This window comes from Pseudomonas sp. NPDC090208, from assembly GCF_044746785.1.
Classification (GTDB): domain Bacteria; phylum Pseudomonadota; class Gammaproteobacteria; order Pseudomonadales; family Pseudomonadaceae; genus Aquipseudomonas.
Genome location: NZ_JBIVCU010000005.1, coordinates 334,700 through 348,963 on the forward strand (window position 1 = coordinate 334,700; position 14,264 = coordinate 348,963).

Genomic DNA, 14,264 nt, shown 5'->3' on the forward strand with positions numbered 1-14,264 from the left:
CGCAGCTATTCCGCCTACCGATGTGAAAAATTTGTAAAAATATAGATACCGAATGATAACAATTTGCAATACGTTTCTATAATCTCTTCCCGAGAAGCAGTCGCATTGCCATGGAGGGCCTGTCAGTTGACACCCGACTCTTAGAGGAAGCCCTCCCATGGTCATACGTTTTCCCTCCCGTCCTACCCTGCTGGCGCTGTGCTGTTCGGTCGGTGTTTCCGCCCACGCCGCCGATCAGACACTCGAACTGGGCGCCACGGCGATCAACGCCGATGCCGTCAAACAAACACCCAGCACCCTTCCCGAAGAGTTTGCCGGTGGCCAGGTCGCTCGCGGCGGGCAAATGGGCCTGCTCGGCAATCAGGACAACATGAACGTGCCGTTCACCATGACCAGCTACACCTCGAAGCTGATCGAGAACCAGGGCGCGGAAAACGTTGGCGATGTGCTGCTCAACGACCCTTCGGTGCGGATGTCAGGCGGCTTTGGCAACCAGTCGCAGGCGTTCGTGATCCGTGGCCTGCCGTTGAACGGCGATGACATTTCCTTCAACGGCCTGTATGGCGTGCTGCCACGGCAGATCATTTCCATCGACTCGGTCGAGCGCGTCGAAGTGTTCAAGGGCCCCAACGCCTTTCTCAACGGCGCCAGCCCGACCGGCACCGGCCTGGGCGGCAACGTCAACCTGCAACCCAAGCGGGCCGAGGACATCCCGACCCGCCGCTATACGCAGGACATCAGCACCGACGGCCGGGTGGGCGAGCATCTGGACCTCGGCCAGCGTTTCGGCGAGGACAACCGTTTCGGCGCGCGGATCAACCTCAGCCAGCGCGAAGGTGAAACCGCCATCGACGACATGGACCAGCGCTCCAAGTTATTTATCGTCGGCCTGGACTATCGCGGCGACCGCTTCCGCATTTCCACCGACCTCGGCTATCAGAAGGAGCGCATCAACCACCTGCGCAACAACGTCCAGCTAGGCGCCGGGCTGACCGGCATTCCCCGCGCGCCGGACGCTGACCACAATTACGGCCAGGACTGGAGCCATCAGGAAACCGAGGACACTTTCGGCATGTTCCGCGCTGAATACGACCTGAGCGACAGCTGGACGGCGTACCTCGCAGGCGGCGGCCGGCACACCCGGGAAACCGGCGCCTACGGCACGCCAGTGCTGAACAACGCAGCCACCGGCGATGCCACCATCGGTTCGTCGAACATCAACCACAACGAAGACAACGGCACGGTGATGGCTGGGGTCAACGGCAAGTTCCAGACCGGCCCGGTCAGCCACCAGGTCGCCCTGGGTGCGTCCAGCATCTGGACCCGTCAGGAAAACGCCTTTGTCTTCTTCAACAGCGTGCCGACTAACATCTTCAACACCCCGGCGATAGCCAGACCGAGCACGGTCACCTTCGCCTCGGGCGATCTGGGCGACCCGGACCTGGCCGGCAAGACCCGTAACCGCAGTATCGCCCTGTCCGATACCGTGGGCCTGTTCGACGACACCCTGCTGCTGACCTACGGCGTCCGTCGTCAGCAATTGCGCGTGGAAAACTACAGCGTCGGCACGGGCGCGCGCACCTCGCTGTACGACGACGGCATCACCACGCCGGTGTACGGCATCGTCTACAAGCCGATCGAGAGCGTGTCGCTGTACGCCAACCGCATCGAAGGTCTGGCCCAGGGGCCGACGGCCGGTGGCACGGTGCTCAACGTCGGGCAAACTTTCCCGCCGGGGCGCACCAAGCAATATGAGGCCGGCATCAAGCTGGACATGGGCAGCTTCGGCGCCAATCTGGCGGCGTTCCGCATCGAAAAACCCACGGACGGTTTCGTCGATTCGGCCACCAACCTGTTCCTGCGCGACGGCAAGCAGATCAACCGCGGGGTCGAGTTCAGCGTCTATGGCGAACCCGTCGATGGCTTGCGCCTGCTGGCGGGCGCCACGCGCATGCAGTCAAAACTGGAGGACACCGCGGGCGGCGCCAACGACGGCAATCACGCGGTCGGCGTGCCGACCTTCCTGATGAACGCCAGCGTCGACTGGGACGTGCCGGGGATTCCGGGCGCGGCGCTGAGTGCGCGCTTCCTGCGTACCGGCGGGCAGTATGCCGACCCGGCCAACAACCTCAGCCTGCCGACCTGGAACCGCTTCGATGCCGGCGCACGCTATGGCTTCAAGGTCGCTCAGAAGGACGTGACGCTGCGGGTCAACGTGGAGAACATCACCGACAAGAACTACTGGGCCTCGGCCAACGGCGGCTATCTGACCCAGGGCGATCCGCGGCTGGTGAAGTTCTCCGGAACAGTTGATTTCTAAAGGCCGCACACTCTCCCGTAGCAGTCCGGCTTGCCGGCGGTGGCGATCTCAGGTCCCTCCGCCTGTAGGAGCTGGCTTGCCCTGCGACCGGCGGGGCACCCGTCGTAAAACCGGCAAATGCGGTGTGTCAGAGCTGCATGGTCGTCAGGGTTTACGACTGCTGTGCAGCCGGTCGCAGGGCAAGCCAGCTCCTACATGCGGTCGCAGGACAAGCCAGCTCCTACAAGGGTGCGCGCCGAATTCCCCGCTTTTTTTCCTGATAATCCGCTGAACAACTCAACGAAGCTGCTGCCAAAGCCACCACAAGGCGCACTCTGGTGTAAGCTCGTGCGCTGTTGATTTGACCATCGAGAGGCTTATGCGGGCTCCCTTCCGACGTTCTACCCTGGCGGCGTTGCGTGGCTTTGAATCGTCCGGCGCAGCCATCACCCTGCTGCCGAGCGCCGCCGACTACCGCCGTATCCTGCTGGAGAAGATCGCCACCGCGACGCGGCGTATCTGCATCGTCGCCCTGTACCTGCAACAGGACGAAGCCGGCCAGGAAATCCTCGACGCACTGTACGCCGCCAAGGCCGCCCGGCCCGAGCTGGACATCGTCGTGCTGGTCGACTGGTTCCGCGCCCAGCGCGGCCTGATCGGTGCCGGCAAACAGGCCGGCAACTCGGCCTGGTATCAGGCCCAGCATCTGGAACATGACGCCGAAGTGCCGATCTACGGCGTGCCGGTGCAGACCCGCGAACTGTTCGGCGTGCTGCACCTGAAGGGCAGCATCATCGACGACTGCGTGATCTACACCGGCGCCAGCATCAACAACGTATACCTGCACAAACTCGGCAAGTACCGCCTGGACCGCTACCACCTGCTGGAAAACCAGGCACTGGCCGACTCCTTTCAGCGTCTGGTGCGCGAGCACATCCTGCCGTCCGATGCCGTACACCGCCTCGATCTGCCCTCGCCGCCGACCTCGCGCAGCCTGCGCGGGGAAATCCGTCAGTTCCGCCAGCGCCTCAAGCGCACCGCTTACGACGTCAACGACGGCGTGCGGGACAACGGCGGATTCCGCCTGATTCCGCTGCTCGGCATCGGCAACAAGAACCCGCTGAGCAAGGTGCTGTGCGAGCTGATCGCCGCGACCCGCCAGCAACTGACCCTGTGTACGCCGTATTTCAACATGCCGCTGTCGGTCAAACGCGAGATCAACCGGGCGCTCAAGCGCGGCGTGAAGATCGACATCATCATCGGCGACAAGACCGCCAACGACTTCTTCATCCCGCCGGAAGAGCCGTTCAAGGTCATCTCGGCGCTGCCGTACCTGTACGAAATCAGCCTGCGCCGCTTCATGCAGAAGCATCAGAACGCCACCGCCCGCCATCAGCTGAACATTCACCTGTGGAAGCACGGCGACAACACCTTCCACCTCAAAGGCCTGTGGTCGGATCAGCGCTACACCCTGCTGACCGGCAACAACCTCAACCCGCGCGCCTTCCAGCTCGACCTGGAAAACGCCGTGCTGATCGACGACCCGCAGGGCGAATGGCTGACGCCGCGCGCGGAGGAACTCGACCTGCTGATGCGCAATACCCACCGGGTCGGCAAGTTCGACGAACTGGACACCCTGAGCGAATACCCCAACGGCGTGCGCACATTCCTGCGCCGGGTCAGCCGGGTTCGGGTCGAGCGCCTGCTGTACCGGATCCTCTGACGGCCATGAGCAAAAACACCGGCATCCGCGCGCAACAGGCCGAAGAAACCCGCGCGCGCATCCTGCAGGCCGCCGTCACGGTATTCACCCGCGACGGCTATTCGGGCGGCCGCATCGAGAAGATCTCCGCCGAGGCCGAGTCCAACGACCGGATGATCTATTACTACTTCGGCAGCAAGGAAAAGCTCTTCGTCAAAGTGCTGGAGCACACCTACGAGCAGTTCAACCGCGCCGAAAGCACCCTGCAACTGGACCCGGCAACACCGGTTGCAACCCTGCGGCAGCTGGTGGCGTTCGTCTGGGAGTACTACGTCACGCACCCGGAGTTCGTCGCCATCCTCAGCATCGAAAACCTGCACAAGGGCAAACACGCCAGGCAGTCCAGCGAACTGCGACGACTGTCCGGCGAGGCGGTGGGCGTGTTGCGGCCGATCATCGAAGCCGGCCAGCAACAGGGGCTGTTTCGCGAAGACGTGGACATCAAGCACGTCTACCTGATGATCGCCTCGCTCTGCTACTTCTATAACTCCAACCTGCACACCCTGACCTCCTTCCTCGGCCAGGACATGGCCGCACCCGCCGAACGCCAGGACTGGCTGGGGTTCATTCAGGACCTGGTGGTGCGTGGGGTGATGGTGTTGCCGGCGCAGAACTCCGACCTGTAGGCGGTCTGCAGAACACTGTGGGAGCGAATTCATTCGCGATGCGGTATTTCGGACGACAGATCAACGTCGCCCGAACCGGCCAATCGCGAATGAATTCGCTCCCACCATTTATCCCTGCGCACGACCCTGTTGGATATCTGCAGAACACTGTGCAATTTATCTGTAGGAGTGAGCTTGCTCGCGATGCATTAATCCAGACGCCGCAAGGGTGACTGACACATCTGATCGCGAGCAAGCTCACTCCTACAAAAATACTGCGCTGTCAGTGGGTACCGGGATTCGCCTTCAGATACGCCACTTTCTCCGGCAACCCGGTCCACTGCGGTTCGTTCGGTGCGAAGCGGTTGCGCAGGTAGGCCGCCAGGTCGCTGATCTGGCTGTCCGACAGACTGTCCTTGAAGCCCGGCATGTAACCCAGGTCCGCCGTCGCCGGTTTGGCGATGCCTTGCTGGATGATCTTGATCAGGTTGTCCGGCACTGCGCTGTACACGTTGCTGTTGCTCGCCAGCGACGGGCTGACGCCGAACAGCTTCGGCCCCAGACCATCGGCATGACAGCCCTGACAAGAGCCCTCGAACACCCGCCGGCCATTGCTCAGCGACTGCGCCGACGCCTGGGGCTGCGACGTGACAGCCACCGGGTTGACCGGCACGGCTTCGGCGGACTCATTGAGCGACGCCAGGTACACCGCCATCGCGCGGATATCGGCTTTCGGCAGCTTCGCCAGCTCCGACACCACCGGCCCCATCGGTCCCGCCGCCACGCCGTGGGCATCGGAATAGCCGGTGCTCAGGTAATTGAACAACTGATCCTCGGTCCACGGCGTCGGCGCTTTCGACAGGCTGTTGAGCGCCGGCGCTTCCCAGCCATCGACCATGCCGCCAGCGAGAAACGCCGCGCCGCCCTTCTCCGCGCCCAGCAGGTTGCGCGGGGAATGGCAGGCCGCGCAGTGGCCCAGACCGTTGACCAGATATTGCCCACGGTTCCACTGCTCGCTGCGTTGCGGTTGCACCTGCACTTCGCCCTTGCGCAGAAACAGCGCGTTCCAGCCGGCCATCAACGGTCGCTGGTTGAACGGGAAAGCCATGTCGTTGGCCGGTTGCACCTGTTTCACCGGGGCCTGCGACATCAAGTACGCGTACAGCGCCTGCATGTCGGCATCGTTGATATTTCTGAAAGCCGTGTAGGGAAACGCCGGGTACAGATGTTTGCCATCACGACTGATACCGTCACGCATCGCCCGTTCAAAAGCCGGATAGGACCAGTTGCCGATGCCGGTTTCCGGGTCCGGGGTAATGTTGCTGCTGTACAGGGTGCCGAACGGTGTTTCCATCGCCAGACCGCCAGCGTTGGTCACCCCGCCCGGCGCCGTGTGACACACCGCGCAATCCCCTGCTGCCGCCAGCAAACGCCCGCGTTCCAGAGTGGCCGCCGACCAGGTACCGGCAGCGGGCGGCGCGATCGGGGCAATTTCCGCACGCCACGGCAACGCCGTCGCGGCCATGCCGAGCAAGGCACCCAACGCCGCGAACAGCGAACCGAACAGCCACTTCGAGCGTTTGCCCTTCGGCGATTGCGGCGGGTTGCGACTGGCTTCATCTCCCGCGCCTTTCAAGGCCGCCAGCACCCGTTCCGGGGTGATCGGCAGTTCGCGGAAACGAATGCCGGTGGCGTCGTAGATGGCATTGGCAATCGCCGCTGCGCTCGGCACCGACGCCGACTCGCCCGCGCCCATCGGCGGTTCGGCCTGGCGCGGCATCATCATCACATCGACCTTGGGCACTTCCGGAAACGTCAGGATCGGATAACCACCCCACTCCTTGCTCGTCACAGTCGATTCTTCAAACGTCACCCGTTCCTTGAGCACACGGCTGGTGGACTGAATGACGTTGCCATGAATCTGATGCTGCACCCCGGCCGGGTTGACCATCATCCCGGCGTCGTGGCCGATCACCACCCGCGTCACCGAAACATCGCCGGTGTGTTTGTCGATCGCTACATCGGCAACCCACGCCGCCCATGCCGCGCCGAAGCCGGGGAACTTGCTGTGGATGTAACGGGCATAGGCAAAACCGCGACCGCGCAACACGCCGTCCTCTTCGGGAATCTGCATCGGCTCGGTGCGCGGCGACCAGTTGGCCCGCTCCGCCGTGGAACGCACCAGCTCGGCGGCGCGCTCGTCGTGCAGGTAACGCAAGCGGTATTCCACCGGGTCGACCCCGGCGGCGAACGCCAGTTCGTCGATGTAGGACTCGTGGGCAAAGGTGTTGGGCAACGCCGATACGCCGCGCATCCACGAGGCCCGCACCAGCGGCGCCATGTCATTGATGGTCACGCGCATGTGTTCGAAGTCGTAGGGCGGGATCGAGGTGCGGTCGCCCATTTCGAACATCACCGGCACCGGCTCGACACGCCCGGTCAGCAGCAGCGCCAGGGTCGGTGAGTTGTTCGACGGGTAGCTGGTCTGGAAGTCATAACCGGCCACCCCGCCTTCGGCGTTCAGGCCGCCGTCGACTTCCATCAATTGCGCGGTGCCCTTGGGCTCCCACGCATGCTCCTGCTCGCGCGTCAGTTGCACCCGCACCGGCCGCCCCACCGCCCGCGACAGCAGCACCGCATCGGCGCACACGTCGTCGGCGCAGTTGCGCCCATAGCAACCAGCTGCCTCCATGCGGATGATTTCGATATTGTCTTCGGGGTACTCCAGCAGCCAGGCCAGATCGGCGCGCAGCATGTGCGGGTTCTGCGTCCCTGACCAGACGCGGATGCCGTCCTCGCGGTAATCCGCCAGCCCGCAGGATGGCCCGATGGAGCCGTGCAGTTGATACGGCCACAGGTAGGTGCGGGTCATCCGCTCACTGGCCTGGGCCAGGGCTTCGTCGACATTGCCCTTGTCCAGCACCACCCGCTGAATGCTCGGGTTGTCACGAATCGCCTGCTCGACATCGCTCAGGTCCGGCAACTGCTGCTGCCACGGCTTCCAGCTGACGCTCAGCTCGCGCGCAGCCTTGGCCGCCTGTTCTTCGCGCAGCGCCACCACGCCGACGAAATCGCGGATGACCACCACGGCGACGATGCCGGGAATGTGCGCAATCGACGACTCATCGACCGCCAGCAGGCTATTGCCGACGAAATCGCCGCTGTCGTAACCGGCATAGGGCGGACGGATTACCCGGCCGTGAAGCATGTCCGGCAGGCGCATGTCGTGGACGTAAGTCAGCTCGCCGGTGGCCTTGCCCGGAATATCGACTCGCGCTGCCACCGTGCCGACCAGCTTGTAATCCTCCAGACGCTTGAGCGGCGCGTTGCCGGAAATCCGCAGCTCGACGTGTTCGCCGACGAGCAATTCGCCAAACCGGCAGTGGCGTCCATCCGCCGCTTTTATAACGCCGCTGTCGATAGTCAGCGTGTCCGCCGCGACGCCCCAACGCTGCGCTGCAGTCTGCAATAAATAGCGGCGGGCTTCGGCAGCGGCATTGCGCAATGGAATCGCGGAAATCTGCAAAGTGGCGCTGGCGATGGTCGCGCCCTGGTTTGGCGCACGCTCGGTGTCGCCGAGGATCATGCTCACCTGATCCATCCGCAGGTCGAGTTCTTCGGCGACGATCTGCGCCAGCGAGGTGCGAATGCCGGTGCCCAGGTCGACGTGGCCGTTGAAGGCATACACCGTGTCGTCCTGATCGATGGCGATGAACAGCCCCAGCTCCTTGGGCTTGACCGTTGGCGTGCCGCCTTTGGCGACGGGTCCGGACGGCGGCAGGATGTCATCGACGATCAGCAGCACGCCGTCTTTGGCCAGCAGATGATCGCGAGTGGGCGTGGTCTGGGTCATGAAGAAGGGTCCGTTCAAGGCTGTTGGCGGGCGGCACGCATGACCGCCCGGAGGATTTCGATGTGGGTGCCGCAGCGGCACAGGTTGGCCGACAGTTCCTGACGGACTTGCGCTTCGGTGGGGTGCGGGTTGCGGTCGAGCAAGGCTTTGGCGGTCATGATCATGCCGTTCATGCAGTAGCCGCATTGCGCGGCCTGCTCGTCAATGAACGCCTGTTGCACCGGGTGTGGGCACTGCCGCGTGCCGATGCCTTCCAGGGTGGTGATCTCGCGGCCCTCGGCGCCGGCCAGGGGAAATACGCAGGAGCGCGCCGCGACGCCATCTACGATCACCGTACACGCCCCGCATTCACCCAGACCGCAGCCGTATTTCGGGCCGTTGAGCTGCAAGTCGTTGCGCAGCACCAGCAACAGCGGCGTGTCCGCCATGGCCGTGACACGGCTCGCCTGACCATTGACCTTCAAGGTCACGGTCTTCTCGACGGCCAGCACCTGCTCGCTCATATCCCATTCCCCATGTGTTACCGACTGAAATCGCTTTTGATGAAGTAACTACTTCACGAAAGGAGAGCAGGAAGCGTGCCAGTGGAGAAAAGGCTGTAGGAATGAGGAGTTTTTTACGCAGGAAGGGCAAACAACTGTAGAAGCGAATTCATTCGCCATGGCTAGCCCGGAACTGTAGGAGCTGGCTTGTCCTGCGAGCGGCGACTCAGTCGTCGTAAATCCATGCGCATTGGCAGTGTCAGGAATACCGCGTGCACAGGATTTACGACTGCTTCGCAGCCGCTCGCAGGACAAGCCAGCTCCTACATGAAATCGCAGCCCGAGCGCGCTCCTACAGGGGCATGTGAACCGGTCTTATTCTTCCGGCTCGTCAATCAGCTTGCGCAGCAGAAACAACACTGCCACGCGCTCGGCGGGGTTGAGTTTGCTCAAGGTCAGTTCGCTGATCTGCGCGGCGCGGGGCACGGTTTCCTGCACCAGTTGCAGGCCGCTGTCAGTGAGGCTGCAGATGACCTTGCGGCGGTCCTGCGGGTCCGGCTCCAGGCTGATCAGATCGCGAGCCTTGAGGCGGTCGACGATCCCGCGAATGGTCGCCTGATCCACCGCCGTGGCCTTGACCAGTTCGGTCTGCGAGCTGGGCCCGTGATCGCGCAGCGCACACAGGGTGACGAACTGCACGGCGGTCAGCTGTGAGTCGCCGACGTTCTGCTGAAAGATCGCCAGATGGCGCTGATACGCCTTGCGCAGCAAATGGCCGACCTGCTCGGAAAAGGTGTAGGACTGATTATTGTTGGACGGATTGTCAGTGGACACGGAAGGCTCGTTCGGCGGCTGGAAACGTGGGCGGTACATTAACGGTTGCGGGCAGGCAGGGGAATCATCTTGGAAAACAGCGGACTGTAGGAGTGAGCTTGCTCGCGATTGCAATTGTCCAGACACTCTTGCTGTGACGGTAACACCGCCATCGCGAGCAAGCTCACTCCTACAGGGATTCGCGGGCAAGCGCGCGCCCTGCAGGCGGCGTCAAGCCTTTGAAGCCTCCGGCGCCACCACATCCCCACCCAGCACCACCGCCTGGTCATCCAGGTAGATGTCGCAATGGCGCAGCGGGATATCCAGGTGGCACGGCGTCTTGCGGGTGCCGCCGACTTCAGTGTTCGGCCCGGTGGAAAACAGGAAGTTGCCGTAGAACGCCCGGGCGTCCATGCACATGCCGTCGTTCTTGTCGTGCAGGCCCATGGCGGTCCACTGCGCCCGTGGTTGCAGACCCCAGCCGATGTGGGAAATGCCGTACACCTCGGGGTCGTTGAAATACTTCAGGTAATCGCGCAGGTATTCAGCCTCGAAGCCGCCGTGAATGCCGGTGATGAAGCCCTTTTCGATATCCAGGGTGATGCGCTCGCGGGAATAGGTCTTGAACGGCAGAACGATGTCGCCAACGTCGATGACCAGCGTGCCTTCGGCGGTTTCCTCGTTCGGCCAGGAGAACAGAAAGCCGCTGGGCCAATGGTCCCAGCGCCCCGGCTCGTCGGCATAGCCGTACTCGGTGACCGCCGGATACTGCCCCAGCTGCGCGCGGAAATCGCTGCCGGCGCGGGACTTCACATGAATCGAACGCGCCGCCTTGAGCAGTTGTTCGGCAGCCAGCACGCGCTCTTTGTCAGCCACCGTCGGCAGCATGCGCGCCAGCACCTCCGGCGGCTCGACGGCCAGCAGAATGCGCGTGCCGGTCTTGAGGATCTGCTCCTGCTCGGGCGAGTGCAGCAGCATCATGGTGTCGACGATCAGGTCGGCCGCCTCCAGCGCCCGCTGCGCGGCGATATTGCCGGTCAGCGCGGTGTCGCCGCAGTAGGCGGTCATGTCGTTGCCCATGGCCTTGGGGTGGTTGAACGACGGCAATTCCACCGCATACACCTTGGCGCCCAGGCGCTGCGCAGCATCCATCGCCGCACGCACGGTGCGCGCATCGGAGTAGTGGCTCTTGAGGACGGCGACGCTCTGGGTCGGGTCCACCTTTGACAGTTTCAGCACGTGCTCGAACATCTGGGTCAATTCGCAATCGCTAACCGGCATCTCTGGCTTCCTCGTGATTCGGCGGTAGGTCTGTGCACCAGCTGAAGGCATGGCGCTTCAGATCGGTGCATATTTAAAGTGTATACGCTAATTAAACGCGATAAGACATGATTTGCAAGGCGACTGCAATAGCCACGCCAAATCGTTACCAACGCACACAAACGCCGCGTTTATAGGGTTACTTGTAGTGACATGTCTATTTACGACGTCGTACAGATTTTTTTGAAAAACCTGTTCACTTTTATTTTTTTCAGTGCATACACTTTAAAAACGCAAAACGGCGACTATCATCAGTCGCCACACATTCACCGGGATTCACGAAACACGAAGGAAACCGCGCCATGCCAACCAAGCAAAAAATCGCCATCGTCGGAGCCGGTCTGGGCGGAGCAGCCGCCGCCACCCTGTTGCAGAAAGCCGGGTTCACCGTCGACGTCTACGAGCAGGCCTCCGAGTTTTCACGCATCGGTGCGGGGATCCACATGGGCCCGAACATCATGAAGATCTTCCGTCGCATGGGGATCGAGCAGCAGTTGAGCGACATGGGTTCGCACCCGGACTTCTGGTTCAGCCGCGACGGCGCCAGCGGCGACTACCTGTCGCGCATCGCCCTGGGCCAGTTCGCCGTGAAGGAATACGGCGCCGCCTACATCACCGTGCACCGGGGCGACCTGCATGCGCTGCAGATGTCCACCCTCGCCCCCGGCAGCGTGCACTTCAGCAAATGCCTGAGCAGCCTTGAAGAAACCGGCAACGGCGTGCGCCTGAATTTCGCCGACGGCAGCCATGCCGATGCCGACATCGTGATCGGCGCCGACGGCATCAACTCGAAGATCCGCGAAGTGCTGCTGGGCCAGGAGAAACCGCTGTACAGCGGCTGGGTCGCGCACCGTGCGCTGATTCGCAGCGACGTGCTGCGCAAGTACAGCCTCGATTTCGAGAACTGCGTGAAGTGGTGGAGCGAAGACCGCCACATGATGGTCTACCACACCACCGGCAAGCGCGATGAGTACTACTACGTCACCGGCGTGCCGCACGAAGCCTGGGACTTCCAGGGCAATTTCGTCGACAGCAGCCAGGCGGAAATGTACGAAGCCTTCGCCGGCTATCACCCGACTGTGCAGGCCCTGATCGAATCCACCGACAGCGTGACCAAGTGGCCGCTGCTCAACCGCAACCCGCTGCCACTGTGGAGCCGTGGCCGGCTGGTGCTGCTGGGCGACGCCTGCCACCCGATGAAGCCGCACATGGCCCAGGGCGCCGGCATGGCCATCGAAGACGCCGCCATGCTGACCCGCTGCCTGCAGGAAACCGGTCTCACCGATTACCGCACCGCCTTCGAGCTGTACGAAGCCAACCGCAAGGAACGCGCCTCTCGCGTGCAGGCGGTGTCCAACGCCAACACCTGGCTGCGCACCCAGGAAGATCCGGCCTGGGTCTACGGTTACGACCTGTACGGTCAGGAACTGAAATCGGGGGTGGCGGCGTGAGTACGTTCATCCACGGTGGCCACGTTCAGGCCAACGGCATTCGTCAGCATTACCTGCGCTACGGCGGCCTGCGTCACGCTGACCAGCCGGCGCTGATCCTGATTCCGGGCATCACCAGCCCGGCAATCACCTGGGGCTTCGTCGCCGAACGCCTGGGCAAGTATTTCGACACCTACGTGCTCGACGCCCGTGGTCGCGGCCTGTCGTCCACCGGCCCCGAACTGGACTACAGCGTCGACACCTGCGCCGATGACATCAGTGCCTTTGCCCAGGCCATGGGCATCGAGCGCTATCACCTGGTCGGCCACTCCATGGGCGCACGCTTCATTGCCCGCACGGCAGTGCGCGGTGCTCCCGGCCTGCAAAGCCTGGTGCTGATCGACCCGCCGGTGTCCGGCCCGGGCCGTCGCGAATACCCGTCGAAGCTGCCGTGGTACGTCGACTCGATCCGCCAGTCGCAACAGGGCATGAGCGCCGACGACATGCGCGTGTTCTGCCCGACCTGGAGCGATGAGCAACTGCAGCTGCGCGCCGAATGGCTGCACACCTGCTTTGAACCGGCCATCGTCCGCGCCTTCAACGATTTCCATGACGAGGATTTCCATCAGGACCTGCCGAAGTTGCCGGTCCCTGCCCTGCTGATCGTCGCCGGGCGCGGTGGCGTGATTCAGGTCGAGGACGAAGCGGAAATCCGCCAGTTGCAGCCGCAGATCCTGATCGCCCGCGTGGAAAACGCCGGGCACATGATTCCGTGGGACAACCTGCCGGGGTTCTTCGCCGCGTTCGGCGACTTTTTGGGTAGCCCGTTGGTGTGATGCGCATCGACCTGGAAAGCCTGCCGTGCTTCTGGCCGAAGGCCGTGGGAGGGAGCCCTGCTCGTGAAGGCGGTATGCCTGCAAACACGAAAGTGTCTGTGCGGACGCCTTCGCGAGCAGGGCTCCCTCCCACGGGGATCGTGTGGTTTTCCCGGTCGTGTTCACGGCATGCCAGCGCTCATTTGAGAGGACAACACCATGACTGACCCACAAAGCGCCGACGCCAATTACCAGGGCGTCTGGGGCAACCGCATCGGTTTCGGCGACAAGCCGGCGCTGCTGATGATCGATTTCATGCAGGGTTACACCACACCCGGCGCGCCGCTGTTTGCTCCCGGCGTGGTCAGTGCCGTGGCCGAGAGTGTCGAGCTGCTGGCCTGCGCCCGCGAGCACGGCATCCCGGTGGTACACACCAACATCCGTTATCACCCGGGGCATTTCGCCGACGGTGGCATCTGGGTGAAGAAAGCCCCGGTCATGAAAGACATGGTCGAAGGCAATCCGCTGGCGGCGTTCTGCGAAGAAGTGCTGCCGTTGCCGGAAGAGCTGGTGATCAGCAAGCAATACGCCAGTTCGTTCTTCGGCACCTCGCTGGCATCGATGCTGCACGCTCAGGGCATCGACACCGTGGTGCTGGCCGGCTGCTCCACCAGCGGCTGCATCCGCGCCACCGCGGTGGATGCGGTGCAGCATGGCTTCAGGACCATCGTCGTGCGCGAATGCGTCGGCGATCGCCACCCCGATCCCCATGAAGCGAACCTGTTCGACATCGACAGCAAATATGGCGATGTCGTGAGCAAACACGAGGCAATGAGGCAGTTCGAGAAATAAACCACGATGCCCCCTGACCTGTGGGAGCGAATT

10 protein-coding genes are annotated in these 14,264 nt (G+C 62.9%); 6 read left to right on the plus strand and 4 right to left on the minus strand.

Features of this window, described 5'->3' with window-relative positions:
- Nucleotides 1-157 precede the first annotated feature (157 nt).
- The 3 genes from ACIPL0_RS11890 (at nucleotide 158) to ACIPL0_RS11900 (ending at nucleotide 4,687) form a co-directional block, all read left to right on the plus strand.
- On the plus strand, nucleotides 158-2,320 hold the full coding sequence (locus ACIPL0_RS11890; RefSeq protein WP_400602132.1) for a TonB-dependent receptor: 2,163 nt from the start codon (nucleotides 158-160) through the stop codon (nucleotides 2,318-2,320).
- 358 nt (nucleotides 2,321-2,678) lie between these two features.
- Nucleotides 2,679-4,022: a CDP-diacylglycerol--serine O-phosphatidyltransferase gene (pssA, locus tag ACIPL0_RS11895; RefSeq protein ID WP_400602134.1), complete on the plus strand. Its 1,344-nt coding sequence runs from the start codon at nucleotides 2,679-2,681 to the stop codon at nucleotides 4,020-4,022.
- 5 nt (nucleotides 4,023-4,027) lie between these two features.
- A complete protein-coding gene (locus ACIPL0_RS11900; RefSeq protein ID WP_400602136.1) occupies nucleotides 4,028-4,687 on the plus strand; it encodes a TetR/AcrR family transcriptional regulator in 660 nt (219 codons plus the stop codon).
- Nucleotides 4,688-4,949: 262 nt separating this feature from the next.
- Here the strand turns inward: ACIPL0_RS11900 and ACIPL0_RS11905 are convergent, their stop codons facing one another.
- The 4 genes from ACIPL0_RS11905 to ACIPL0_RS11920 form a co-directional block, all read right to left on the minus strand.
- Nucleotides 4,950-8,519, minus strand: a complete 3,570-nt coding sequence (locus ACIPL0_RS11905) for a molybdopterin cofactor-binding domain-containing protein (protein ID WP_400602138.1) — start codon at nucleotides 8,517-8,519, stop codon at nucleotides 4,950-4,952.
- A 14-nt stretch (nucleotides 8,520-8,533) separates the two neighbouring features.
- Complete coding sequence (locus ACIPL0_RS11910; RefSeq protein WP_400602140.1) at nucleotides 8,534-9,022, minus strand: (2Fe-2S)-binding protein; 489 nt, start codon at nucleotides 9,020-9,022, stop codon at nucleotides 8,534-8,536.
- Between the two features lie 354 nt (nucleotides 9,023-9,376).
- Nucleotides 9,377-9,835: a MarR family winged helix-turn-helix transcriptional regulator gene (locus ACIPL0_RS11915; RefSeq protein ID WP_400602142.1), complete on the minus strand. Its 459-nt coding sequence runs from the start codon at nucleotides 9,833-9,835 to the stop codon at nucleotides 9,377-9,379.
- Nucleotides 9,836-10,045: 210 nt separating this feature from the next.
- Nucleotides 10,046-11,095 carry a 2,5-dihydroxypyridine 5,6-dioxygenase gene (locus tag ACIPL0_RS11920; protein ID WP_400602144.1) on the minus strand — a complete coding sequence of 350 codons (1,050 nt, stop codon included), beginning with the start codon at nucleotides 11,093-11,095 and terminating at the stop codon, nucleotides 10,046-10,048.
- Nucleotides 11,096-11,436: 341 nt separating this feature from the next.
- Here ACIPL0_RS11920 and ACIPL0_RS11925 point away from each other — a divergent pair, with 341 nt between their 5' ends.
- The 3 genes from ACIPL0_RS11925 to ACIPL0_RS11935 all read left to right on the plus strand — a co-directional run bounded on the left by ACIPL0_RS11925 (nucleotide 11,437) and on the right by ACIPL0_RS11935 (nucleotide 14,231).
- Complete coding sequence (locus tag ACIPL0_RS11925; RefSeq protein WP_400602146.1) at nucleotides 11,437-12,585, plus strand: FAD-dependent monooxygenase; 1,149 nt, start codon at nucleotides 11,437-11,439, stop codon at nucleotides 12,583-12,585.
- The gene (locus tag ACIPL0_RS11930; protein WP_400602148.1) at nucleotides 12,582-13,400 is read left to right on the plus strand and encodes an alpha/beta fold hydrolase; all 819 of its coding nucleotides are present in this window, start codon (nucleotides 12,582-12,584) and stop codon (nucleotides 13,398-13,400) included. Before ACIPL0_RS11925 ends, ACIPL0_RS11930 begins: the two co-directional genes overlap by 4 nt.
- Nucleotides 13,401-13,598: 198 nt before the next feature.
- Complete coding sequence (locus tag ACIPL0_RS11935; RefSeq protein ID WP_400602149.1) at nucleotides 13,599-14,231, plus strand: N-carbamoylsarcosine amidohydrolase; 633 nt, start codon at nucleotides 13,599-13,601, stop codon at nucleotides 14,229-14,231.
- The last annotated feature ends 33 nt before the right edge of the window (nucleotides 14,232-14,264 follow it).

Bases quoted from the DNA above. Each gene is read 5' to 3' on its own strand.
- ACIPL0_RS11890 (WP_400602132.1), top strand. From the start codon at position 158: ATGGTCATACGTTTTCCCTCCCGTCCTACCCTGCTGGCGCTGTGCTGT.
- pssA (WP_400602134.1), top strand. From the start codon at position 2,679: ATGCGGGCTCCCTTCCGACGTTCTACCCTGGCGGCGTTGCGTGGCTTT.
- ACIPL0_RS11900 (WP_400602136.1), top strand. From the start codon at position 4,028: ATGAGCAAAAACACCGGCATCCGCGCGCAACAGGCCGAAGAAACCCGC.
- ACIPL0_RS11905 (WP_400602138.1), bottom strand. From the start codon at position 8,519: ATGACCCAGACCACGCCCACTCGCGATCATCTGCTGGCCAAAGACGGC.
- ACIPL0_RS11910 (WP_400602140.1), bottom strand. From the start codon at position 9,022: ATGAGCGAGCAGGTGCTGGCCGTCGAGAAGACCGTGACCTTGAAGGTC.
- ACIPL0_RS11920 (WP_400602144.1), bottom strand. From the start codon at position 11,095: ATGCCGGTTAGCGATTGCGAATTGACCCAGATGTTCGAGCACGTGCTG.
- ACIPL0_RS11925 (WP_400602146.1), top strand. From the start codon at position 11,437: ATGCCAACCAAGCAAAAAATCGCCATCGTCGGAGCCGGTCTGGGCGGA.
- ACIPL0_RS11935 (WP_400602149.1), top strand. From the start codon at position 13,599: ATGACTGACCCACAAAGCGCCGACGCCAATTACCAGGGCGTCTGGGGC.